Annotated in this window: 23 protein-coding genes; 20 read left to right on the forward strand and 3 right to left on the reverse strand. The window is 60.6% G+C overall.

What is annotated here, in order from left to right:
• Positions 1-36: 36 nt before the first annotated feature.
• From FS665_RS00765 to FS665_RS00810, 10 genes are all read left to right on the forward strand, one after another.
• Positions 37-1203, forward strand: a complete 1167-nt coding sequence (locus tag FS665_RS00765; protein WP_145181887.1) for a phage tail sheath family protein — start codon at positions 37-39, stop codon at positions 1201-1203.
• 12 nt (positions 1204-1215) lie between these two features.
• The gene (locus FS665_RS00770) at positions 1216-1725 is read left to right on the forward strand and encodes a phage major tail tube protein (protein ID WP_145181890.1); all 510 of its coding nucleotides are present in this window, start codon (positions 1216-1218) and stop codon (positions 1723-1725) included.
• 32 nt (positions 1726-1757) lie between these two features.
• Positions 1758-2060: a phage tail assembly protein gene (locus FS665_RS00775; protein WP_145181893.1), complete on the forward strand. Its 303-nt coding sequence runs from the start codon at positions 1758-1760 to the stop codon at positions 2058-2060.
• A 126-nt stretch (positions 2061-2186) separates the two neighbouring features.
• Positions 2187-5093, forward strand: a complete 2907-nt coding sequence (locus FS665_RS00780) for a phage tail tape measure protein (protein WP_145181896.1) — start codon at positions 2187-2189, stop codon at positions 5091-5093.
• A 9-nt stretch (positions 5094-5102) separates the two neighbouring features.
• Positions 5103-5948, forward strand: a complete 846-nt coding sequence (locus tag FS665_RS00785; protein ID WP_145181898.1) for a phage tail protein — start codon at positions 5103-5105, stop codon at positions 5946-5948.
• A complete protein-coding gene (locus FS665_RS00790) occupies positions 5923-6129 on the forward strand; it encodes a tail protein X (RefSeq protein ID WP_145181901.1) in 207 nt (68 codons plus the stop codon). Before FS665_RS00785 ends, FS665_RS00790 begins: the two co-directional genes overlap by 26 nt.
• Before the next feature lie 60 nt (positions 6130-6189).
• On the forward strand, positions 6190-7242 hold the full coding sequence (locus FS665_RS00795) for a phage late control D family protein (protein ID WP_145181904.1): 1053 nt from the start codon (positions 6190-6192) through the stop codon (positions 7240-7242).
• 23 nt (positions 7243-7265) lie between these two features.
• Positions 7266-7835: a glycoside hydrolase family 19 protein gene (locus tag FS665_RS00800; RefSeq protein ID WP_145181906.1), complete on the forward strand. Its 570-nt coding sequence runs from the start codon at positions 7266-7268 to the stop codon at positions 7833-7835.
• Positions 7832-8392, forward strand: coding sequence for a lysis system i-spanin subunit Rz (locus tag FS665_RS00805; RefSeq protein WP_145181911.1), 561 nt, complete (start codon positions 7832-7834; stop codon positions 8390-8392). The genes FS665_RS00800 and FS665_RS00805 overlap by 4 nt, the downstream gene beginning before the upstream one ends.
• Before the next feature lie 152 nt (positions 8393-8544).
• A complete protein-coding gene (locus FS665_RS00810; protein WP_145181914.1) occupies positions 8545-9339 on the forward strand; it encodes a DNA adenine methylase in 795 nt (264 codons plus the stop codon).
• A gap of 83 nt (positions 9340-9422) precedes the next feature.
• On the opposite strand, the gene FS665_RS00815 is transcribed toward FS665_RS00810, so the two are convergent.
• The gene (locus tag FS665_RS00815; RefSeq protein WP_145183325.1) at positions 9423-9722 is read right to left on the reverse strand and encodes a helix-turn-helix transcriptional regulator; all 300 of its coding nucleotides are present in this window, start codon (positions 9720-9722) and stop codon (positions 9423-9425) included.
• Positions 9723-9901: 179 nt separating this feature from the next.
• On the opposite strand from FS665_RS00815, the gene FS665_RS00820 reads away from it, so the two are divergent.
• From FS665_RS00820 to FS665_RS00830, 3 genes are all read left to right on the forward strand, one after another.
• The gene (locus FS665_RS00820) at positions 9902-11191 is read left to right on the forward strand and encodes an AAA family ATPase (protein WP_145181917.1); all 1290 of its coding nucleotides are present in this window, start codon (positions 9902-9904) and stop codon (positions 11189-11191) included.
• Positions 11184-11843, forward strand: coding sequence for an HNH endonuclease (locus tag FS665_RS00825; RefSeq protein ID WP_145181920.1), 660 nt, complete (start codon positions 11184-11186; stop codon positions 11841-11843). The genes FS665_RS00820 and FS665_RS00825 overlap by 8 nt, the downstream gene beginning before the upstream one ends.
• Before the next feature lie 91 nt (positions 11844-11934).
• Positions 11935-12711, forward strand: coding sequence for a hypothetical protein (locus FS665_RS00830; protein WP_145181922.1), 777 nt, complete (start codon positions 11935-11937; stop codon positions 12709-12711).
• Positions 12712-13014: 303 nt separating this feature from the next.
• Here the strand turns inward: FS665_RS00830 and FS665_RS00835 are convergent, their stop codons facing one another.
• Positions 13015-13530 (reverse strand): GNAT family N-acetyltransferase, encoded by a 516-nt coding sequence (locus FS665_RS00835; RefSeq protein WP_145181925.1) that lies wholly within the window; start codon positions 13528-13530, stop codon positions 13015-13017.
• Between the two features lie 688 nt (positions 13531-14218).
• Between FS665_RS00835 and trbK the strand changes: the two genes are divergently transcribed.
• The 7 genes from trbK (at position 14219) to FS665_RS00875 (ending at position 22668) form a co-directional block, all read left to right on the forward strand.
• A complete protein-coding gene (trbK, locus tag FS665_RS00845; RefSeq protein ID WP_145181932.1) occupies positions 14219-14461 on the forward strand; it encodes an entry exclusion lipoprotein TrbK in 243 nt (80 codons plus the stop codon).
• Between the two features lie 336 nt (positions 14462-14797).
• Positions 14798-15397 carry a DUF2491 family protein gene (locus FS665_RS00850; protein WP_145181935.1) on the forward strand — a complete coding sequence of 200 codons (600 nt, stop codon included), beginning with the start codon at positions 14798-14800 and terminating at the stop codon, positions 15395-15397.
• Positions 15398-15628: 231 nt separating this feature from the next.
• Complete coding sequence (locus FS665_RS00855) at positions 15629-16111, forward strand: formate dehydrogenase subunit gamma (protein WP_145181938.1); 483 nt, start codon at positions 15629-15631, stop codon at positions 16109-16111.
• Positions 16105-17664 (forward strand): NADH-quinone oxidoreductase subunit NuoF, encoded by a 1560-nt coding sequence (locus FS665_RS00860; RefSeq protein ID WP_145181941.1) that lies wholly within the window; start codon positions 16105-16107, stop codon positions 17662-17664. Before FS665_RS00855 ends, FS665_RS00860 begins: the two co-directional genes overlap by 7 nt.
• Positions 17664-20534 carry a formate dehydrogenase subunit alpha gene (gene fdhF, locus FS665_RS00865; protein WP_145181944.1) on the forward strand — a complete coding sequence of 957 codons (2871 nt, stop codon included), beginning with the start codon at positions 17664-17666 and terminating at the stop codon, positions 20532-20534. The genes FS665_RS00860 and fdhF overlap by 1 nt, the downstream gene beginning before the upstream one ends.
• Positions 20531-20734: a formate dehydrogenase subunit delta gene (locus tag FS665_RS00870; RefSeq protein ID WP_145181946.1), complete on the forward strand. Its 204-nt coding sequence runs from the start codon at positions 20531-20533 to the stop codon at positions 20732-20734. The genes fdhF and FS665_RS00870 overlap by 4 nt, the downstream gene beginning before the upstream one ends.
• A 128-nt stretch (positions 20735-20862) precedes the next feature.
• The gene (locus tag FS665_RS00875; protein ID WP_145181949.1) at positions 20863-22668 is read left to right on the forward strand and encodes an ABC transporter ATP-binding protein/permease; all 1806 of its coding nucleotides are present in this window, start codon (positions 20863-20865) and stop codon (positions 22666-22668) included.
• Positions 22669-22712: 44 nt separating this feature from the next.
• On the opposite strand, the gene FS665_RS00880 is transcribed toward FS665_RS00875, so the two are convergent.
• Positions 22713-23996 carry an arsenic transporter gene (locus tag FS665_RS00880; protein WP_145181952.1) on the reverse strand — a complete coding sequence of 428 codons (1284 nt, stop codon included), beginning with the start codon at positions 23994-23996 and terminating at the stop codon, positions 22713-22715.
• Between the last annotated feature and the right edge of the window lie 229 nt (positions 23997-24225).

Raw genomic sequence — 24225 nt, forward strand, 5'->3', positions numbered from 1 at the left:
TGCGCGTCGGGGCTTTCGCTTATCTGGAGTTTCACTATGAGCGGTTTCTTTCACGGCGTTACTGTAACGAACGTCGACACCGGCGCGCGCACCATCGCCCTGCCGTCCTCCTCGATCATTGGCTTGGTCGATACCTTCACCCCTGGCGCCGGCGCCACGGCCAAGGCAAACGACCTGGTGATGATCACCAGCGAGCGCGAGGCGGTGGCCGCCTTTGGTGCTGACTCGGCCATCACCAAGGCCTGCCGAGCCATCTACACGCGCGCCAAAGCGGTGATCGTGGCGTGCGGGGTGGCCAAGACGGCCGACGCTGCAGCGCAGACCTCGGCCATTATCGGCGGCGTGCTGGCTGACGGCACCCGCACCGGCCTGCAGGCGTTGCTTGATGGCAAAAGCCGATTCAACGCCCAGCCGCGCCTGCTGGTGGCGCCTAAGCACAGCTCCACCCAAGCGGTCGGTACCGCCCTGGTGGCCATGGCCGATAAGCTGCGCGGGATCGCCATCATTGACGGCCCCGGCACCACCGACGAGGCCGCCCTGGCTTACGCGGCTGAGTTTGGCGCCAAGCGGGCATTCATGGTCGACCCTGGCGTGAAGTATTGGGACACCACGGCTGAGGCCACTGTAGATGCGCCGGCGTCGGCCTGGGTGGCAGGCCTGTTCGCCTGGACCGATAACGAGTACGGCTTTTGGGCCTCGCCGTCGAACAAGGAGTTTGTCGGCATCACCGGCACCACCCGCGCGGTGGAGTTCTTGGACGGCGACGACACCTGCCGGGCAAACCTGCTCAATAACGGCAACATCACCACCATCATACGCGACGATGGTTATCGCCTGTGGGGCAACCGCACGCTGTCGAGCGATCCGAAGTGGGCGTTTGTCACCCGAGTGCGGACCATGGACATCGTGATGGACGCGATCCTCTATGGGCACAAATGGGCGGTCGACCGCTCCATCACCGCCACCTATGTCAAGGACGTCACCGAGGGCCTGCAGGCCTTCATGCGCGACCTGAAGAACCAAGGCGCGATCATCAACTTCGAGGTGTTCGCTGACACCGAGCTGAACACTGCCAGCCAGCTGGAGCAGGGCAAGGTGTACTGGAACATCCGCTTCACCGATGTGCCGCCGGCCGAGAACCCGAATTTCCGCGTCGAGATCACCAATCAATGGCTGACCGAAGTCCTCGACTCGGCCGCATAAGGAGCGCTTCACATGGCAATGATCCCTGAAACCCTGGCCAACCTGAACCTGTTCGTCGACGGCATCAGCTTCCAGGGTGACGTACCCAGCCTGACCCTGCCAAAGCTCACTCTCAAGATGGAGGAGCATCGCCCGGGCGGGATGGACATGCCGGTGGAAATGGACCAGGGCATGGAGAAGCAAGATGCGGCCTTCACCACCACCGGTGTGCGCCGCGAATCCCTCAAATTCTTTGGCCTGGCCGACGGTACTGCGTTCAACGGCACCTTCCGGGGCGCCTTCAAGGGCCTGAAGGGCAAGATCAACCCGGTAATGGTCACCCTGCGCGGCAGCTTGAAAGAGGTCGATATGGGCGACTGGAAGGCTGGCGACAAGGCCGAGATCAAGCACAACGTCAGCCTGACCTACTACAAGCTCGAGGTCGACGGACGCACCGTCTATGAGATCGACGCTCTGGGCATGAAGCGTGTCATCGACGGCGTCGACCAGCTGGCCGCGCAGCGCACTGCGCTCGGTCTGTAACCCCATCCCTCCAAAACTCAAGGACATACACAATGGCTATCAAGAAACCTACCCCCACCTGGCTGAACGTGTCTGCCGACCGTGTGACCATCATGCTGAGCAAGCCCACCGAAATGAATGGCGTGCAGGTTGACGCCGTAAGCCTCCGTTCGCCGACTGTGCGCGACATCCGTGCTGCCCAGCAGGGCACCGGCGAGGATGACGAACAGCGCGAGCTCAACCTGTTCGCTTCGCTCGCCGAGGTCGGCGTCAAGGACTTGGAGGGCCTGGCCCTCAAGGACTACAGCCGCCTGCAGATGGGTTACTTTCGCCTGGTGCAAGACGACGACGTTTGATGCTGACAAGCAGAAGCGGCTGGCCAGACGGCTGGCCGCAGAGCTGAATTTCTCGGCCGCTGAGATATCGGGCATGTCCTTCGGGGACATGCTCTGGTGGCTCGCCGACTGAGCAGGGGGTAGCTGATGGCAAAGATGAAGTTAGCCCTGGAGATTGGAGGTTCTGTCGCGGGGTCGGTAGGTGCCGCGTTCAAGGACGTCCAGGGTCGTATCCAGAAGCTCGAGCAGACGAGCAACAAAGCCAAGGTGCTCAAGGGCACCATTGGCGACACCATCAAGCTGCAGGCTGAATGGAAGCGAGCGCACGACACCGGTGCTGCCGGGGCCGACAAGCTGCTGCGCAAGCTCAATGGGAACCTAGAGTCGCTGCGCAAACAGGGCGTCGAGGTCGGCCGGCTCAGCCGCGAGTATCAGCGGTTGGCGCGGGATGCGAAGAGTGCCGACTTGCAGCTGAAAGGGCATCAACAGATCAACGCGGGCAAGTCATCGCTCAAGACCAATGTGGGGGCCGCTGCCGCAGGGGTGGGCCTGACCGCCATCCCGACCAAGATCAGCGCGGACTACCAGGCGATCATCCGCGACATCGCGATCAAGGCCGATGCAGTCAACAAGCCTGAGGAAGTGCAGCTCAGCCGCACGGTGATCCAGACGGCGAAGGACACGGGCATGGGCCGCAATGAGGTGGCCGACCTGATCAACCAGCTGGTTGGCGCCGGCATGGAGCTGGACAAGGCGATGGCCTACGCACCGACGGCGGCCAAGTTCGCCATCGGGCAGGGGGCCTCAGGCGTCGACACGGCAAGTATGATCATGGCGCTGCAGCAGAACGCCAAGATCACCGATCCCAAGGTGATGGAGCAGGCACTGGAAGCCATCGCGTATCAGGGTCAGGCGGGAAGCTTCGAGGCCAGCGACATGGCCAAGTGGTTCCCGCAGCTGCTCGCGGGGATGGAGAATAATGGCATCACCGGCATGGCCTCGGTCTCGTCCTTGGGCGCAATGCTGCAGGTGCAGATGAAGACCGCCGGCAGCTCGGACGAAGCGGCGAACAACTTCAAGAACTGGATGGAGAAGATCGGTTCCGGTGATGTGGTCAAGGCCTATAAGGACGTGGGCATCGACTACCAGGCCTCTCTGAACACTGGCCTGCAGAAGGGTATGAACGTTATCGAGTCGTCCATGGCCTTGGCCATGAAGTACGTCGAAGCGACCGACCCGGCAAAGGCCAAGAAGATGAAGGATGCCCAGGCCAACATCGACAAGGAAGTCGACCCGGAGAAAGCCAAGGCAGCACTGGAAGCCTTGGAGAAGACCCTGCGCACTGGCGATCTGTTCGCTGACATGCAGGTTAAGGCAGCTCTGACCGCGTATGCGCAGAATCGTGGGCTGTACAGCCAGCTGAAGGCCGACTCGCAGAACGCGACAGGGATCCTGGACAAGAATCTGGCAGAACGCCGCGAAACATCGTCGCAGCGCTGGGCGGAGCTCGGCCAGGCCTGGAGCGATTCGATGCGCAGTGTGGGTGATGCCATCCGGCCGGCGACTGACGCTGTAGCCCAGGGGCTTACTGCGATTGTTCAAGCCATGACGACGCTGTCGGACAAGTTCCCGGCGGTGATCATGGGCCTCGCTGGTCTGGCAGCAGCCGTCAGCGCGGTGCTGACCGCCCGTGGCGGGGTCAAGATTTTGCGTGGCGCATACAACGTGGCACGGGGGCGGAGCACTCGCACCCGGCGCGGCGGTAAGGAAATTGATGCGCCGGGCGGGTTGCCGGTGCCCAAGACTGGAAATCCTCTGGTTGACGCGGGCTTAGACGCGCTGGGCCAAGGACTCGGTGTGCCAGCCAGTAATGACCCGCTGGGTGGTTTAGGAAGCGAGCCGCAACGGGTCTTTGTGGTAAACGCCGATGCCTTCGGTCGGCTGGGCGGTAGTGTCGCTGAGGCGGGGCCTCGTGAGGCTGGCAGTCGCAGAGCGCGCCGCCGGCGCCGGGCGGGGGCGCTCGCGGATACCCGGCGCACGCCAAGTGCACAGCCGCGAGTGGCTGCGAACAGTACCCCGCATGCTCCGCCGCCTGCGGCCAAAGTTCCGGGAGTGAATTTGCCGCCGACGCTGCCCATGCCCACGCTTGTTGGTGCAAGCAGCATAGCGGGGGAGGTGGGTAGCGTTGCGCGTGCTGTGCACAGCGTGCGTAGCGTGACTAAAACGCTGTCGAAGGTGCCCGGTGGCAAGCTGATGGATGTGGTGCCCGGGGTGCTCGATGTGGCGATGAACGCCGAAACGCGCGATGAGAAGGCCGAGGGCTACGGTGGTCTCACCGGCGGGGTTGCAGGTGCCTGGGCAGGTGGCGCTTACGGCGCAACGGTCGGTGCGGCAGTGGGTTCTGTCGTGCCGGTGCTCGGTACTGCAATCGGCGGCGCCGTGGGTGGTGCCATTGGTATGGTGCTGGGTGGCCTGGGCGGCGAGTCTGTTGGTGGATGGTTGGGTAAAAAGTTGTTCGGCGACTATCCCCAGCAGCAGGTCGCAGAGCAAAAGTCTCAGGCCAAGGAGGCGCCAAAGGCAGAGGCACCGATGCTTGGTACGGCGGTGGCAAAGGCGCCGGCGGAGAAAATTGCAGAAGACAAACCGCAGGCCAAGGATGTACCGAAGGTAGAGGCACCGTTTCTCGGGGCGGCAGTGGCGAAGGCTTCGTCGGCGCCGGCTGCTGAGAAAGTCGTTGAAGAAGGCCAGCCCCGCACTGCACCTGGTGCAGTGGTGCGCGCCCTGGTGAAAGAGTCACCGCCGCCAGTGCCGGCACAAACAGCCCCGATAGCAGCCAAGCCGGCTGAGAAGACGAAAGCCGAACCGGCCAAGGTCGACCAAAGCTTCGCCATCGCGCTGACCATGCCGGTGACCGTACAGGGCGACGTAAAGGACCCGTACCAGCTGGTGCGGGACATGGACGCCCCGCTGCGCGCTTTGTTCCAGTCCCTGCAGCGTGAACTGGCAGCTCGGCAGGCGTCGATTCAGCTGTTTGACGCGGCTCACATTATTTAAGGAGGTGCCATGGCTTACATGGAGCTACTGACATCCTCGCTGTCCTCATTGGTGGCAGCGGGGGTGGCGGGGCGGACGACGCTCGACGGTATGTTGGGTCCATTGACGGGAGCGGTCAGCGACATGACCGGCGCAGCGGCAGAGCTGGAAAGCCTGCCAGTCATCGGTCCGGCCGTGGGCGAGAAGTTGCAGCGCACCATGCGCGCCATCAACGTGGCGCAGTCGACCGTGGGGCAGGTGGCGGCTAAGTACAGTCAGGCCGTTTCGGCGGCCTCCCAGGTGCAGGAGCGTATGGGGTCATTTAAGGAGCAGGCCAGCAAGGCCGGGGCAGCGGTCAACCGCATCGCGGGTTCGATCAGCCCAAGCCTGAGTAACATCCTCCCCAGCAGCGTGCTGGGCGCGGACCTGACTCCGGCGGCGGCCGCAGTGACGCCGTTCCCACACCTGCTGATCATTCAGCCCCTGGATCCGAAGCTGCAACCCTACTACTTCAACCTCAACACCGCCGCTTTCGATGAGCTGACGCGCAAGACGGCGTTCCGCTGGGCGGGGCAGGAGCGCTTGACCCGTTCGATTGCCCAGCAGGCTGTGGGGCAGGGCGAGGATAAGCTGACGATCAAAGGCGCCATATTCCCGCTGCACAAGGGTGGCATCGGCCAGCTGGGTGAGTTGCGCAGTATTGGTCGCCGCCTGCAGCCGCTGACCCTGACCACCGGGTACGGCGAGGTGCTGGGTACCTGGTGCTTGTTGAGCGTGGATGAGGAACAGGGTGCGCTGCTGGCCGGCGGTATTCCTCGTAAGCAGGGCTTTAACCTGGAGTTTGTCAGCTATGGCAATGACCTGCAGAACGTCTGACGGTGACCTGCTCGACACGTTGTGCCACGCCTACTATGGCACGCTGGTTGGCGCCGTGGAGGCGGTGCTGGGGGCCAACCAAGGGCTGGCCGAGGAACCTCAGCCATACCGCGCTGGAGTGCTGATCAAGTTGCCCGATCTGCCAATGGCCGAGGTCGAGGAGGTCACGTTATGGGATTGATCCCGCGTTAGCCATCACAAGCCCCGCTCCGGCGGGGTTTTTTATATCTGGAGCAACCCCATGAAACCGACATATCAGATCGTCGCAGATGGCAAGGACATCACTGCGCTGATCAACGACCGCTTGCTGTTGTTGCGCACCTCGGACAAGCCCGGCATGGACTCGGATGACTTCGAACTGCAGATCGATGACCGCGATCAGGCTGTCACGCTGCCGTCTCGCGGCGCCAAGGTTGAGATCTTCCTGGGCTACTTCGGGCAGGCTTTGGCGCGGTTGGGTAGTTATACCGTGGACGAGATCGAGGTCACCGGCCCGCCGGACACCATCACGCTGCGCGGGAAAGCCAGCGACATGCGGGGTAGTGGCAAGACCACGCGCAGCGGTAGCTGGGAGGACGTGTCCTTGGCCAAAATCGTCAGCAACGTGGCCGCTCGCAATGGCTGGGAGCCAAGGTGCACGGTGGAGACGAAGGTGCCCCGTGTCGACCAGCGCGACGAGTCCGACTTCAACTTCATCACCCGTCTGGCCAAGCAATATGACTGCACGGCGAAGGTGGCCAGCGGCAAGTTGTTGGTGCTCCCGCGCCAGGGTGGCCAGAGCGCGAGCGGCAAGGCGCTGGCCATTGTCACCATCAGCCGCTCGGACGTGAGCCGCTACTCGTTCCGCCTGGGCGACCGCAATACGCAGAAGGCTGTGAAGACGCAGCACCAGGACAAAAAGACCGGCAAGTTGGTGGTGGTCCAGTTAGACAACGACGACGCCCCGGATGGCCTGCCGGGTGTACACACCGACCGGCATATTTACCCCGACAAGACCGCTGCCCAGCAGGCCGCCAAGGCCCGCCTTGCCGCATTTAACCGGAGCACTGCCGGCGTGCGCCTGGAAATGGTCGGTCGTACGGACTTGTTCGCTGAGCGAACAATCAGCGCCCAAGGCTTCAAGAATGGGCTCGACGGCGAGTACCTGGTTGACAGCGTAGAGCAGGTCTTCAGCGCCGCCGGCTGGTCGACCACTGTGGAATGCAACGGCGGTAAGAAGGGCAAGGCTAAGGCCAAAGGCAATAAGAAGAAAGCGGACAAGCCACTGCGCACAGTGGAAGTGTCCCCGACCTAACCCACGATCACGGGAGAAAACCTATGCCTATCAGCGAAAAACAGTTGCAGCAGATCCTTCCGAACGCCGGCCGCAAAGCCGGCGTTTTTGTTCCCGGCCTCAACGCAACAATGGGCAAGTACGCCATCGTTTCACGCCTGCGCATGGCAGCGTTTCTCGCCCAGGTGGGGCACGAGTCGGGTCAGTTGCAGTACGTGCGCGAGCTCGGCAATGACAAGTACCTGTCGAAGTACGACACCGGCAGCCTGGCGCAGCGCCTGGGTAACACGCCGGAGGCAGATGGCGACGGTCAGCTGTATCGCGGCCGTGGGCTTATTCAGGTGACCGGACGCTACAACTACGAGGCCTGTAGCGAGGCCCTGTTCGGCGACAGCCGGCTGCTCAACACCCCAGAGCTGCTCGAGCAACCGGTTTATGCCGTGATGTCCGCCGGCTGGTTCTGGCAGAAGGAAGGCTTGAATGGCTTGGCGGATAAGATCGTTCAGCCAGGTGACGCCGTGTTCGAGAGGCTCACCAAGCGCATCAACGGTGGCCTCAACGGTTTGAAGGAGCGCCAAGAGATCTACGCCCGGGCGCTTGAGGTGCTGCAGTGAGCGTCGGGGCTACGCGGCTAATCGCCCTGGCGGCCCTGGTGCTCGCATGTGCTGTCGGCGCCCGGACAGCCTGGGTGTGGCAGACCAACGCCTATGGGAAGCAGCTCGCTGTGCAGGCCGATGACTACGGCAAGCAGCTGGCGGAGAAGGATCGCGTGTACGGCCTTGAGCGCGAAAAAGCCGCTGCAGCGGCGCTCAATAAACTGGCAGAGCAACAGGATGCTCATCGCGCGTTGGAAGCCCGCCTGCAGGATCAGACTAAAACGCACTGGAAGGAAATGAATGATGCTCAACAAGCTCAGGCTCGCCTGCGTGACCGGCTTGCTACCGCTGATCTGCGGCTGTCAGTCATTGTCGATGCCGGAACCATTGCCGCCCCGGGTTGTGACGGTGGGTTGCGAGAAGCCACCAGTACCGGAGGCCTGGTACATGGAGTCGTACGCGCCCAACTTGACCCAGCGCATGCTCAACGAATTGTCGCCATCACCAACGAAGGCGACCGGGGACTGATCGCACTGCAGGCCTGTCAGGCCTACGTTCGCGAAGTCACCAAGTAGTAAAGAGGCGAGCCGGGGGGATGCGTCAACATCCAGCCCGGCCCACCGAACCCGCAGACCCTTCCTGCAAGTCCAGCCGCAGCCTCTGCCTTGTGCACAAAGCGCGGCGAGCCTAACACCTGTTTATCCATACAGTAAAGACTTGCATGCCTATGACCTCTCCAATCATCCCCTGGATGGGTGGCAAACGCCGCCTGGCCGACCGCTTGATCCCCCTCTTTCCCCCTCATGAATGCTATGTCGAAGTCTTCGCTGGCGGTGCCGCGTTGTTCTTCATGCGCCCCCAGCCCGCCCCGGTGGAGGTGCTGAATGATCTGAACGGTGACCTGGTCACTCTTTACCGCGTTGTGCAGAACCACTTGGAGGAGTTCGTCCGCCAGTTCAAATGGGCGCTCAGCTCTCGCCAGATCTTCGAGTGGCAGAAGATGACACGCCCCGAAACCCTCACCGACATCCAGCGTGCCGCCCGTTTCTTTTACCTGCAGCAGCACGCCTTCGGCGGCAAGGTCACCGGGCAGACGTTCGGCACCGCCACTACTGGGCCGGCCATCAACCTGCTGCGCATCGAGGAGAATCTGTCCACCGCGTGGCAGCGCCTCGCAGGCACCTACGTCGAGAACCTGCCCTGGCTCGCATGCGCCGAGCGCTATGATCGAGCTCACACCTTCTTCTACATGGACCCGCCGTACTGGCAAACCGCCGGCTACGGCGTCGATTTCCCTTTCGACGAATACGAGCGCATGGCGGACTTCATGCGCCGGTGCAAGGGCAGGGTTATGGTTAGCATCAACGATCACCCGGACATCCGGCGCGCTTTTGAAGGTTTCCATTTTGAGTGTCTGGATATTCGTTACAGCAACACAAACCAGCGGCAGGGCAGAGCGGAGGTGACAGGCGAGCTGGTGATCATGAACTGGCATCCTGTAGTGCTAGACCAGCTCTTCTAGCGGATTCGTCACCACCATTGCGGCAGTGCGGGAGGTGAATTATCCGGTTTGATGAACCATCCGTTGGCAATATCCGAGTAGAGTTATTCGACAAAATGATAGTCATCTCGGGTACGAGGGTCGGGCGTTGCACCACTGCAGTTGTCTCCACGCATTGGGGCGTTTGCAGCGAAAAATACCAGACCTTCCGCCTCAAAAGCGTAAGCAAGTGCTTGCATGGTGACTGGGAGCAGTTCTGCCCCGCGTTCAAGCCGTCTGATTGCGCCGGGTGAAACTCCTGAGCGAAAAGCCAGCGCCTCGACGGACCACCCAACCATTGAGCGTGCGATCTCGCAATGTTCGCTCCCGAACTGAAGTGGTAGGCTGGCTATGAGCCACTCCATTTCTTCTGTCGTCGTGTGGGAGATGGCGGGGAAGGGGAATTGAATGATTTTCGATTTCATGGCATCAGGCTCACTAATAGCTGTATGGATAAACAGTACTGGATGTGAGAGCATGGATCAACCTGGAACTCTGTTTGTGATGAGCTTCACTATCGATCTTTGTGCTAGTCGCTCACAGAGTGTATTGGGAATTCACCAATGATGCGGCTCAAGGAAAACAAGGGCTTGACTTTATGCGTAATAACTTAAAATCTATAAACTCTAAGCTGCCATATTCGGACAAAATTGCGAATATTCCCTTGGCTAATCGGAATCTGATTATTACAGGGGTCAATGGATGCGGGAAAACACAGTTTCTTGAGAGCATCTTTGAGTATCTGCAGAAGCGAGTTATGCAAAAGCAAAATACTCCGATTACTGACTTGCGTAACCTCTTGGAGTCGAATCAGCGAGCATTGCAAAGCCTAACTAAAGCTGATGCTAATTATTCTTTCTATGAAGATGCAGTGAAAAGATACAAAGCCCAATTAGTGGTTGCATTGAATCCGCCAGTTGAGTTTAGTGATCTGCAGGGCTTTGTAATTGATGTTGAAGAGCAGCGAGCTGTCCTGCTAAAGTTTGCAGCTACACGTCAAGCAAAAATACGTGAGTCTAAGGGCTCCAAAAGCACCGCGACTTTAAAGGATGAAGTGAAGACATCTGAAGCTGCTCTGCTGTTTGAAGAGTATTTGGTTTCTCAGAAGACTCTGCAGGCATATGCTGAGTCGCCTCGAATGGCTAACAATCCGACTGAGGCTGCCAATATTGCGGCGTGGTTTGATAAGCTGGAGGCAGACCTACGAGAGTTGTTTGAGGATGATAGTCTAATTTTGCACTTTGATTACAATGTGCAAGCGTTTTACATTAGGCAGAGCGGGAAGGCTGATTACAGTTTTCAGCAGCTTTCGTCAGGCTTCTCATCAGTATTGGCTATTTATGCTGAGCTCCTAACAAAAATACAGTTGGGTGCGACTAGTGTGGCAGATGTTTATGGTATTGTAATAGTTGATGAAATAGACGCCCATCTCCACGTCTCGTTGCAGCGGAAAATACTTGCTTTTTTGGTGAGGTCATTCCCATGTATACAGTTTATCGTTTCAACACATTCTCCATTTGTTGTGTCTTCGATAAGTGACGCAGTTATTTATGATCTCTCAACGCTTGAGTGTGTTGATGATCTTTCAATGTACTCATATGAATCGATACTTTCGGGTCTCTTTAACACGTCGCCTGTCTCTGAGGTCTTGAAGGAAAAGATTCTAGCGCTAGGCCGCTTGCTAGAATCTCCGGATATGGATGTGGATGTTGTTGAGGGTTATGTAAAAGATATCGGCGAGCATGAGGGTGTATTGGACAGTGAGTCTGCTTTTTTTCTGAAAAAGGCTCGCGTGGTGGTTAACAAAAGCAAGAGCGGGAGTAAGGATGTTTAATACTTCTCGCACCGCCCCTGCTCCCGCTTCTCTGGCTGCTCGCCAGAAATATGATAGCGCTGATGTTTATGAGGCATTATCAGAGATTTTTTTCGATAAATGCTATATTTGTGAGACTAAAGAGCCTCATGATATTAATGTAGAGCACTTCGATGCTCACATGAAGGATCTCGATAAGAAGTTCGACTGGTCTAATCTATATTTGGCCTGCAGTCGATGTAACAACATTAAAAGGGCGGAGTTCAATGACATATTGGACTGTTGTGATGGCGCTGTTGATGTGTTTAGGGCGATCAAGCATGTTCCACCCATAACGCCTTATGCAAAATCTGTTCGTTTAGTTGCGATGGTGACTGATGGCAGAACTGTGAGAAGTTGTCAGTTGTTGGAAAAGGTTTTTAATAGTGATCACACTGCGAACAAGCGTGTGTCAGGTGCTTTTCTAAGGCGTAAAGTATTCGACCAATACAATCTACTGCTTGATGAGATTGGCTCCTATTATGAGCCCGCTGCGACTGATGTTGATAAAGAACGGGCGTTGGAGCGTATGAAAGTTTTAATCAGGCGGTCTGCCCCGTACTCGGCCTTCATTCGGTGGTGTATTCTGGATGATGCAGAGTTGAGCGAAATGTTAGAAGGACTTATGGACTAGAGGGTATTGAAGGTCTGGTCGACCTCCTAATAAGGAAGAGGTCGCGTCACTCCAATGTATCTACGCTAGATGTGTTATGTAGGGAAAACTTATGAAAAACTACCAGACCTTTCTAAGCCAAGGGGCAAGCATAGCCGGTTCCGCTGTGGGCGCTGCTGTGGGTGCTCTTATAACCCCTAGCGGAACCATGGCCGGTACCGCGGTAGGTGCAGTAATTGGTGAGACATGCAAGATTGTATTAGATGATGTTGCTCAGAGGTTTTTGTCTCCAAAAGAAAGCCAGAGGGTGGCAGGTGTGGCTGCCTTAGCAATTGAAAAAATACGGGATGAGTTGCTGTGGAGGGAAAGGCGGGGTGATGCCTTCTTTACAGAATTAAACGAAGGTCCTTCTCCGGCGGAAGAAGTATTTGAGGGTGTATTGCTGGCGGCAAAAAATGAGCATGAACAACTTAAGTTATCATTTATTGCAAACTTCTACGCTAACTTGGTATTTGAGCCTTATATTGATAAAGCGGAGGCTAACTATCTGCTCGCTATTGCTGAGGGGTTAACCTATCGGCAGTTCTGTTTGCTGCAGCTCATAAATTGTATTTCAAGCTTTAAGACGAGAAGCGAACCGTGGTCAAGGCAAAATCCGATGCACCCTGAGTCACATATAATAAGTGTCGAAGCTTTGGCGCTATATCAGAAGAGTTTGGTGGGTAGATTTAGCCAGCAGGGCGAAATGGGCACGGCGAACGTGTATCATCCTGGGCTGGTAGTGCCGGCGGCGTCCATGATTACCGGGGTAGGTATTAAGCTTTGCTCGCTGTTGGGCCTTCACGCTATAGAGAAGGCTCATCTAGAGGCGCTCGCACAGGTATGGTGATGCCGAGCATTACAGAATGCCGATAGTCCAGTGACTGCTTGAGATTGCAGGCGTTCTATTTCAGATGTGATATGGATATCGAGAGTCGCGATGGCTGACCAAAGCGAGAGCTCCTCCAGCGCTGCCCCGATGGCTACCAAGCTAACAAGAGTTAGCTCAAGCGTGCTAGCCGTGTTGGGGCCAGTTCATTTGCCAGCATGCTTCTGGATGCATGCACAGATACGATAAGTCGCCCAAGTCCCTACCTATTGGGGGTTGGGCGATTTTTTCTATTCCCACTGCAGTAAAACTTCTGTGTGCTGTTCAGCTGATCGGCAGTTGTTTTCCTGTCGCAGTATCGAATCTCGCAGTGAAGCGGACCGCAGGCCGGCCGGATGCTTCCTCATTAAGGTGATCGCGTGATCCGGTCAGGATTGAATCCGCTACTCGTTGCGATGCGATGTTTCTGATGTCGATGATGGCTTCGACATACAGCTCTCGGATACCGTTCTGGCCCGCTTGATACACCTGGTCTTTAACTACGTCTGCCAGGATTTGCTTCGCATGGCCCTGATTGCGTAAGGCCTCAGGAACTGCGTATCCCACACTCACACAGGGGAAGCCTTTCACGTAGCCGTTCATGACGCAGCTGACGAAGGATTGGACGGTGCTGCGGTCGGGATTGAGGCGAACGTAGGTGAGCCGAATCGTGTCGGGGGCTGGCTGATCTATGTGGCTGTAGAGGTCTTGGTGGTTTCGCACAGGTCCTAGCGACAGCTCCCTGTTATCCAGCGCTTTTTGGAAAGAAACCATTCCGATGTGGGGATCTGACATGTCCATGTTTCGTGCCTTAATCAGGTTGGAGGCAGCTATGTAGCACAGACTTAGTTCCCAGCACAGCGTACGCAAGGTAGGGATCAACGGGTGGCGCAAGATGGGTTGGTACAAAATTGGTACGGATTTAAGGAAGATTACCTGAGTGTCGCGAATTCATTGGTCTTGCAGGAAGCTATGTCCAATCCATCATCGGCGCCACGCTGAAGCGACGGGAGGGCTCAGGGCGGGTGATTGCCGCTTCGGGGCGTGATTGTGCAGTAATTTCGTTCAACGTTTTCTGTACCGATTTACGGGCGTAGGGCATTTTTACCAAGCGCTTTGGCAGCTTGTACCCATCGAACCAGACTGGGTACCAATGTTCATCACAGCGATCGGACTGAGCATGCAGGCGGCGTGCTTCATCAGCAACGCAGCTTGGATCCGTATCAACTGCCATAAGGCGACAGTCTACCAAGAGAGCCACAGGTTCGCCCGTAAACAGGCTGCGGCGGGGAAGATCTGGATGAGTACCGGGAGGCGGGTGGGCCGAAGGCCAGAAGCGGCTAGCTGGAGTGCGCTCGACCCAATCGGTATGATGCCGGCGGGGTCTGAGACCCCTGTAAACTGCGAGGCGCGACGCGGCGAAAGCTCCTGTCACTCGCGCCTAGATGATCAGAGTACTGGATTGCTCTGAGTGATGAATGAGGATGTTATGAAGCCTATCGTACAAATTTCCGCAGCCATTATCCTGGCGTGTAGCGTGTCGGCCAATGCCGATGAGAAAGTACCTGCCCCGAACGAGAAAAATTGCTCAGGCAGCACCTACGAACAAATCCTGGCCAGTCTTTCGAAAGAATCTGATCGTAATGAGTTTGTTCATTACTGCGAGGGTTTTCATCAGGCCAGGAAGCACACAGAGTGGAAATTCGAGAAGAGCCCACCGGACGATTTCTGAGCCCTGCTGTGAGGGAGGGGTTGGCTTGCGGACTTGAATGCAACGCGTTGTAGCGATACGCGTTGACCAATTTGCCGATTAGCGCCACCGAGAGCGCAAGACTTGTCAGCTGCAAGGTGCGTGACTAACGCACGCATGCAGATCCTGACAACGTCCTTGCGCTGGGCTGACCAGGCAACCCTCATGCAAGCGCCGTGTCCGCTCGACTGCTCCCATACCGACAACTTTTCACAGCTCGCCAACGAAATTCAGTAAAACATTCAACATTGGCTCCGCCCCTGAAAGCCGTTAAGGTGTCGCCCCCAGCAAGGATCGCTGCGACCTCAGGGAGTTTTCATGTCGCTTTCCATCCCGGCCAGTGCGCCGTTCAATTTGCGCAGTGGCGCAATCTTCGCGCCTGCCCAGGCGCTGCCCGCTCAGCTCGATGGCTATTCCCAGCTGCAAGTTCCAGGCGCTGAAACCGTATGGGCGACCGGCGAAGTGGACCTCGGCCAATCGCTGCGTCTGCTGCGTTACTACCTCGACGACGAGGACTACTGGCTGCAAGTATTGATGCAAGGCGAGCAGCCCGGCGACACGGTGCTGTTCGGCTATCACAGCGCCCTTGCCGTGCAGGATCAGGCGCATGTGCAGGCACTGATTGGTGCCGGCTCGCAGATTGGCCTGCCGATCTGCGAGCACGATGGCTATCTGTATTCCCGGCAATGGTGCCAGGGGCAGGGGCAGGCGGATTGGGTCGCGCTGCACGAGCAGGTGAAAAGCCCCGACGGGCGTTATGGCATTGCGCACCAGTCGATGTTGTATGCGCGTGACACCGGGCTGCTCGAGCGTCGCGAATTCGTGCTGTATTCCCTCGAGCAGGACGAGCAAGGGGCGATGACCTTCACCACCTCGCTTGGCGTGACGCTGTTTCCTACAGATTTCCAGGTAAGCTGACCGCAGGTCGGTTTCAGAATGCGCCTGGTCGTTCGCATGCAACCGAATACCCCCACAAATGCCATGCTTGATGGATGCCCATGAGCGCCGTGCGCGCAGACGCACGCCCATCGGCAAGGAGGTGCCCGTGCCCACGACGCCGTGACGTGGCCGGTGTGCCGCAGCAGAACACGCCGGATACCTGCCCTCAACAACAATTCAGGCAGGGTCCGTGATGCCGAGGTCCGCTGTATGCCTGATGAACTGCTTCACCTGCCCGTCGTCCAGAGTATCCTGGCTCGCGAGAAGGATACCCCCGGCGCGTTGCTGCCGATCCTTCATGCGATCCAGGACGCCATCGGCTTCATTCCAGAGGCCGCTGTCGCGGACATCGCCCACGCCCTGAACCTCAGCCTTGCCGAAGTGCATGGCGTGATCAGCTTCTACCATGATTTTCGCACCGCACCGCCTGCTCGCCACACCCTGCGCCTGTGCCGTGCCGAGTCGTGCCAGAGCCGCGGCAGCGAGGCGTTGGCCGCGCAGCTGCGCGGACACTTGGCGTTGGACGACCACGGTACCAGCGCCGACGGTGCGATCAGCCTGCGCCCGGTCTACTGCCTGGGCGCCTGCGCCTGCTCGCCGGCCCTGGAGCTGGACGGACAGGTGCATGCGCGCCTGACCCCGGAACGCTTGCGCGCGCTGGTCTCTGGCTGCCTGGAGGGTGAAACATGCTGAAGCTGTACATTCCCTGCGACTCGGTCGCCCGGGCCGTCGGCGCCGATCAGGTGGCCGATGCGCTACGGCTCGAGGCTGAGCGCCGCCAGTTGCCACTGGACATCCAGCGCACCAGTTCGCGCGGGCTCTACTGGCTCGAGCCGCTGGTGGAGTGTGACGGTGCCAGCGGGCGGCTGGGCTTCGGCCCGCTCACCGCTGCAGACGTGCCTTCACTGCTCGATGCCCTGACCACTGAGCCTGCCAGCCATGCGCTGGCCCTCGGGCCGGTGGAGCAGATGCCTTATCTCAAATCCCAGCAGCGCCTGCTGTTCGCCCGCGCCGGCATTACCCGGCCGTTGTCGCTGGACGATTACCGCTCCCATGGCGGCTTCGAAGGCTTGCGGCAGGCCGTGGCGCTGGCCGGTGCCGAGGTGGTCGCCGCCGTGCTCGACTCCGGCCTGCGCGGGCGCGGCGGTGCGGCGTTTCCTGCTGGCATCAAGTGGCGCACCGTGCGCGACGCCGGGGCAGGGCAGAAGTACGTGGTGTGCAACGCCGATGAAGGCGATTCCGGCACCTTCGCCGACCGCATGCTCATGGAGGGCGACCCTTTCCTGCTGATCGAAGGCATGATCATCGCCGGTCTGGCTGTGGGCGCAGACACCGGCTACATCTACGTGCGCTCGGAGTACCCGGACGCCATTCGCGTGCTCGATCAAGCGTTGGCCATCGCCCGTGAGGCCGGTTACCTGGGCAGCAACGTCGCCGGCAGCGGCCTGGCCTTCGACCTGCACGTGCGGGTCGGGGCAGGGGCCTACATCTGCGGCGAGGAAACCGCCCTGCTCGAGTCGCTCGAAGGCAAGCGCGGCATCGTCCGTGCCAAGCCGCCGCTGCCTGCGTTACAGGGACTGTTCGGCCTGCCGACGCTGGTGCACAACGTGCTGACCCTGGCTTCGGTACCGATCATCCTGGCCAAGGGCGCGGCCTATTACCGCGATTTCGGCATGGGCCGCTCGTTAGGCACCATGCCGTTCCAGCTAGCCGGCAACATTCGCCACGGTGGCCTGGTGGAGCGGGCCTTCGGCCTGACCCTGCGGGAGCTGGTCGAAGGCTACGGCGGCGGCACCGCCAGCGGCCGGCCACTGAAGGCCGCCCAGGTTGGTGGCCCGCTGGGGGCCTGGGTGCCACCGAGCCATTTCGATACACCGCTGGACTACGAGGCCTTCGCCGCCATGGGCGCGATGCTCGGCCATGGTGGCGTGGTGGTCGCAGATGACACCCTGAACATGGCCAGCATGGCGCGCTTCGCCTTGCAGTTCTGCGCCGAGGAGTCGTGTGGCAAGTGCACGCCGTGCCGCATCGGCTCGACCCGCGGCATGGAGGTGGTCGACCGCTTGATCGCCAGCAGCGATTTCACCGAGCGGCATGACCAGGCCCTGCTGCTGCGCGACCTGTGCGACACCATGCAGTACGGCTCGTTGTGCGCCATGGGCGGCATGACGGCCTACCCCGTGGCCAGTGCGCTCAAATATTTCCCCGCCGATTTCGGGCTGACCACCACGGAGGCCGCGCAGTGATGATCAATTACTTCGATCCGCAAACCGATCTTGGCACCCCTGCCCGCGACAGCGATGTGCAGGTCAGCCTGAACATCGATGGCCGCAGCATCAGCGTACCGGCCGGCACCTCGGTGATGCGTGCCGCCGCGCTGCTTGGCACCAGCATTCCCAAGCTGTGCGCCACCGACAGCCTCGAGGCGTTCGGCTCGTGCCGCATGTGCATGGTGGAAATCGAGGGCATGCGCGGGTACCCGGCTTCCTGCACCACGCCGGTCAGCGAAGGCATGGTCGTGCGCACGCAGACCTCGCGCCTGGCCGACCTGCGCCGCAACGTCATGGAGCTGTATATCTCCGATCACCCGCTGGATTGTCTGACCTGCTCGGCCAACGGCAACTGCGAGCTGCAGACGGTGGCCGGCCAGGTGGGCCTGCGTGAAGTGCGCTACGGCTACGACGGCGCCAATCACCTGGCCGAGCACAAGGACGTTTCCAACCCGTATTTCGACTATGAACCGAGCAAGTGCATCGTCTGCAGCCGCTGCGTGCGCGCTTGCGAAGATATCCAAGGCACCTTCGCCCTGACCATCACCGGGCGCGGCTTCGAGTCGCGGGTGGCGGCGGCTGGCGGCGATGACTTCCTGAGTTCCGAATGTGTGTCGTGTGGCGCCTGCGTGCAGGCGTGCCCGACTGCCACGCTCACGGAAAAGAGCCTGGTGCAGATCGGCCAGCCCGAGCGTGCAGTGATCACCACCTGCGCCTATTGCGGGGTCGGCTGCTCGTTCCGCGCCGAGATGAAGGGCGACCAGCTGGTGCGCATGGTCCCGGACAAGAATGGCGGGGCCAACCATGGCCACGCGTGCGTCAAGGGGCGATTCGCCTGGGGCTATGCGACGCACCCGGACCGCATCACCAAGCCGATGATCCGCAAGCGCCTGGAAGACCCGTGGCAAGAGGTCAGCTGGGACGAGGCGGTGGCCTACGCCGCCAGCGAGCTGCGCCGCATCCAGCTCAAGTACGGGCGCGACGCCATCGGTGGCATCACCTCCAGCCGCTGCACCAACGAGGAAGCCTACCTGGTGCAGAAGCTGGTGCGCACCGCGTTCGGCAACAACAACGTCGATACCTGCGCGCGGGTATGCCATTCGCCGACCGGCTATGGCCTGAAGCAGACCTTGGGTGAATCCGCCGGCACCCAGAGCTTCGATTCGGTGATGCACGCGGACGTGATTCTGGTGATCGGCGCCAACCCCACCGACGCTCACCCGGTGTTCGGCTCACAGCTCAAACGCCGCCTGCGTCAAGGCGCCCGGCTGATCGTCATCGACCCACGGCGCATCGACCTGGTCGACTCGCCCCATGCCCGCGCCGAGCTGCACCTGCAATTGCGGCCCGGCACCAACGTGGCCATGCTCAACGCCCTGGCCCATGTGATCGTCACCGAAGGCTTGCTGGCCCAGTCGTTCATCGATGCGCGCTGCGAGACCGAAGCCTTCGCCCGCTGGCGCGAGTTCGTCAGCCTGGCGGACAATGCGCCCGAGGTGCTGGCGCCGGTCTGCGGCGTACCTGCCGAGCAGATTCGCGCCGCTGCCAGGCTCTATGCCACGGGTGGCAACGCGGCGATCTACTATGGTTTGGGCGTTACCGAACACAGCCAGGGCAGTACCGCAGTGATGGGTATCGCCAACCTGGCGATGGCCACCGGCAACATCGGCCGCGAAGGCGTAGGGGTCAACCCGCTGCGGGGGCAAAACAACGTGCAGGGCTCCTGCGACATGGGGTCATTCCCGCACGAGCTGCCAGGCTACCGGCATATTTCCAACGAAAACGTTCGCGCCGAGTTCGAGCAGGCCTGGGGCGTCACCCTGCAACCGGATCCGGGCCTGCGTATCCCCAACATGTTCGAAGCGGCGCTCGATGGCAGCTTCAAGGCGCTGTACTGCCAGGGCGAGGACATCGCCCAGAGCGACCCCAACACCCAGCACGTGACCGCAGCCCTGCTGGCGATGGAATGCGTGGTGGTGCAGGACATCTTCCTCAACGAAACCGCCAAGTTCGCCCACGTGTTCCTGCCGGGCAGCTCGTTCCTGGAGAAGGACGGCACCTTCACCAACGCCGAACGGCGCATCTCGCGGGTGCGCAAGGTCATGGAGCCGCTGGCAGGCAAGGCGGACTGGGAAGCCACGGTGGCGTTGGCCAATGCCTTGGGCTACCCGATGAGCTACCGGCATCCGTCCGAAATCATGGACGAGATCGCACGCCTGACGCCGAGCTTCCACCGCGTCAGCTACGCCGAGCTCGAGCGCAATGGCAGCTTGCAATGGCCGTGCAACGAAGCCTCGCCCGACGGCACCCCGACCATGCACATCGAGCAGTTCGTGCGCGGCAAGGGGCGCTTCATGCTGACCGGCTACGTCCCCACCGACGAGAAGGTCAACAGCCGCTACCCGTTGCTGTTGACCACCGGGCGCATCCTCAGCCAGTACAACGTCGGCGCGCAGACCCGGCGCACCGGCAACACCGCCTGGCATGACGCCGACCGCCTGGAAATCCACCCAAGCGACGCCGAGAGCCGCGGCGTTCAGGACGGCGATTGGGTCGGCATTGGCAGCCGCGCCGGGCAGACGGTACTGCGCGCCAAGGTCAGCGCGCGGGTAGCACCCGGGGTGGTGTATACCACCTTCCACTTCCCCGAGTCCGGGGCCAACGTGATCACCACCGACAACTCTGACTGGGCCACCAACTGCCCGGAATACAAGGTCACTGCGGTGGAGGTGGTCAAGGTGTTCCATCCGTCCGAATGGCAGAAGCGCTACCAGGACTTCAGTGACGAACAGCGACGCCTGCTCAAGGAGCGTCGCACCGCGGAAAAAGCCGAGGTACGCCGATGAGCAGCGACAATCTGGTCAAGATGGCCAATCAGATCGCCCACTATTTCGACAGCGAGCCGGACCGGGCGCTGGCGGTGCAGGGGGTGCGCCAGCACCTGCAGAGTTTCTGGACGCCGGCGATGCGCCGCCAGCTGGGCGAGTGGATGGCCGAGCACGGCGAGCAGGCGGTGGATGGCAAAGTGGTGGAGGCGCTTGGCTGATGCGCTGGTCTGCCGGCCCTGGGCACCACGCCGGGGCCGGTAGCGCAACATGAAATGTCCGTCATGTATGCCGGGCGACGGATTGCGCAGTGCTACGCTCGCGCAATCAGTCGTCACGGATACTCGCTATGAACATGAACTGGCACCAGGCCTTGCAGCAAAGCCTGAGCTGGCTGGCCATCGCTTCGCTCATCACCCTGGTCGGTTTTCTCGCCGCCGCCACCTTGGCTGTGCGCTACACGCAGTGGGGCCGCCAGTTCTGGCAACTGGCCGGGCCGTACTTCACCTTCAGGCGCAGTTGGCGTCCGCTGTTGGTGTTCGCTCTGCTGCTGGTGCTGACGCTGGTCTCGGTGCGCATGAACGTGCTGTTCTCGTTCTGGTACAACGGTTTCTACAGTGCGCTGCAGGCGCTCGACCAAACCGCGTTCTGGTACCTGCTCGGGGTGTTCGCGGTGCTGGCCACGGTGCACGTCTTGCGCTCATTGTTCAGCTTCTATGTGACCCAGGCGTTCAGCATTCGCTGGCGGGTGTGGCTGACCGAGCGCCTGACCGGCCAGTGGCTTGCAGACGATGCCTACTACCGCGGCCGCTTTCTCGCAGAGCCGGTGGACAACCCTGACCAGCGTATCGAACTGGACGTCAACGCCTTCGTCTCCACCTCCGTGTCCCTGGCTTTGGGTGCGGTCGGGGCGCTGGTATCGCTGGTGGCCTTCACCGGCATTCTCTGGGGTTTGTCAGCGCCGCTGGCGGTGGCGGGGCATGAAATTCCGCGGGCTATGGTGTTTGCCGTTTACATCTATGTGCTGATCGCGACCTGGATCGCCTTTCGCCTGGGTCAGCCGTTGATTCGCCTGAATTTTCTCAATGAAAAACTCACCGCCAATTTCCGTTATGCACTCATGCGCCTGCGCGAGAACGCCGAGAACATCGCCTTCTACCAGGGTGCGCCGGTGGAGCGGGCGACCCTGCTCGGGCGCTTCGCCGCGCTGATCGGCAACGTCTGGGCGCTGGTGTTTCGTAACCTCAAGTTCAGCGGCTTCAACCTGGGCGTCAGCCAGGTGGCCGTGGTGTTTCCCTTCATGCTACAGGCGCCGCGCTTTTTCAGCGGAGCGATCAAGCTCGGCGATGTGATGCAGACCTCCCAGGCCTTCGGCCAGGTGCAGGATTCGCTATCGTTCTTCCGTGAGTCCTACGACACCTTCGCCCAGTACCGCGCCACCCTCGATCGCTTGACCGGTTTCATGGACGCCAACCAGTTGGCCAGCGCCTTGCCGCGGGTCGACACCCAGGCACAAGCGCAGGGGTTGGACATCGTTGGCCTGCAGGTCAGGCGTCCAGACGGCCATGCCTTGATCACCGGCCTCGACCTGCGTTTGCACGCAGGCCAGGCGCTGCTGATCAAAGGCCCATCGGGCAGTGGCAAGACCACCCTGCTACGCGCTCTGGCCGGGCTTTGGCCGTACGCCGAGGGCACGGTACAGCGCCCTGTGGGTACCCAAGCGCTGTTTTTGGCGCAACGTCCCTACCTGCCATTGGGCGACCTGAGCGCAGCCATTGCCTACCCAGCCGACAGTCAGGCGGGGGATCAAGCGCGCATGCAGCAGGCATTGCGTGCGGTCAACCTCGCGCACCTGGCGGATCGGCTGAGCGTCGACGGTGATTGGTCGAGCATTCTGTCGGTGGGTGAGCAGCAGCGCCTGGCGTTCGCCCGGGTGCTCTACAACCGGCCGCAGGTGGTGTTTCTCGACGAGTCCACATCGGCCATGGACGAGGGGCTGGAACAGGCAATGTACGAATTGCTGCGCCATGAGCTGCCAGACACCTTGCGGGTGAGCGTCGGCCACCGCAGCACCTTGGCCCGCTTGCATACCCATAAGCTGGAGGTGAACGGGCAGGGTGGCTGGGTGCTGCGTCAGCAGGAGGTATTGGCCTAACGTCTTCGAAGGCTGTGCCGGGTTGTCCAGCGGCCCGGACTAGCCTACATGCTCAACCGCAACGCCAATGCCGCCAAGGTCACCAGCAACACCGGCACGGTCAGCAACACGCCGACCTTGAAGTAGTAGCCCCAGCCAATCGTCACCCCTTTGCGCGCCAGCACATGCAGCCACAACAAGGTGGCCAGGCTGCCGATCGGGGTGATTTTCGGGCCGAGGTCGCAGCCGATCACATTGGCGTAGATCATGGCCTCGCGCACCACCCCCTGCGCTTCGCTGGCGTGGATCGACAAGGCGCCGATCAGCACGCTGGGCAGGTTGTTCATCACGGAGGACAACAGCGCGGCGATCACTCCGGTCCCCAGCGACGCCGCCCATACGCCCTGGCCGGCGAGGGTGTTCAGCACGCCGGTCAGCGAGTCCGTCAGGCCGGCGTTGCGCAGCCCGTAGACCACCAGGTACATGCCCAGCGAAAACACCACGATGTGCCAGGGTGCCTCGCGCATCACCCGACCGGTCTTGATCACCCGGCCCCGCGCGGCGACCGCGAACAACACCAGCGCGCCGGCAGCGGACACGGCGCTGACCGGAATGCCCAGGGGCTCCAGGACGAACAGGCCGGCCAGCAAGCCCAGCAACACCAGCCAGCCGACCCGGAAAGTGGCGCGGTCGCGGATCGCCAGGGCCGGCAGCTTCAGTGCCTGCAGCGGGTAGCGGGCAGGAATGTCGCGGCGAAAGTACACCCACAGCACCAGCAAAGTGGCGGCCACGGCGACCAGGTTGACCGGCACCATCACCGCTGCGTAGGCGTTGAAGCCCAAGCCGAAGTAATCCGCCGAAACGATGTTCACCAGGTTCGAAACCACCAGCGGCAAGCTCGCGGTATCGGCGATGAAGCCTGCGGCCATGACGAAGGCCAGCGTCGCAGCCGGGGTGAAACGCAGGGCCAGCAGCATCGACATGACGATCGGGGTGAGGATCAGCGCCGCCCCGTCATTGGCGAACAGCGCCGAGACTGCCGCGCCCAGCAGCACCATGAAGGCGAACAGACGCCGGCCATTGCCACCCGCCCAGCGCGCCACGTGCAACGCGGCCCACTCGAAAAAGCCTGCTTCATCGAGCAGCAGGCTGATGACGATCAGGGCGATGAAGGTGCCGGTGGCGTTCCAGATGATTGCCCAGACCGTGGGGATGTCGCTCAGCGACACCACGCCGAACAACAGCGCCAGCACCGCCCCCAGGGTGGCGCTCCAGCCGACCCCGAGGCCCTTGGGCTGCCAGATGACCAGGGTCAAGGTGAACAGGAAGATCAGGGCGGCAGGCAGCATGGGGTGGGCGACTCTCGGCAAGTGGAGGGGCAGAGGTGACTGTAGACGGCGGCGACCAGCGCGGCGTTCCCTGGCACGCCTGACGAGCGTCGCTGACCTGCGCAAAGCTTGGTTACAAACATGTAAAGTTCGTAAATAAGATTTAAACCCATTTGAGAATCTTTATATTCCCCATCCCTGGAAGCCTCAGCCTGAAGGCTTGTCGTTCGCTCATCAATCGCAGGGAGAA

The sequence above is a fragment of the Pseudomonas sp. URMO17WK12:I11 genome (assembly GCF_007677725.1).
Classification (GTDB): Bacteria; Pseudomonadota; Gammaproteobacteria; order Pseudomonadales; family Pseudomonadaceae; genus Aquipseudomonas.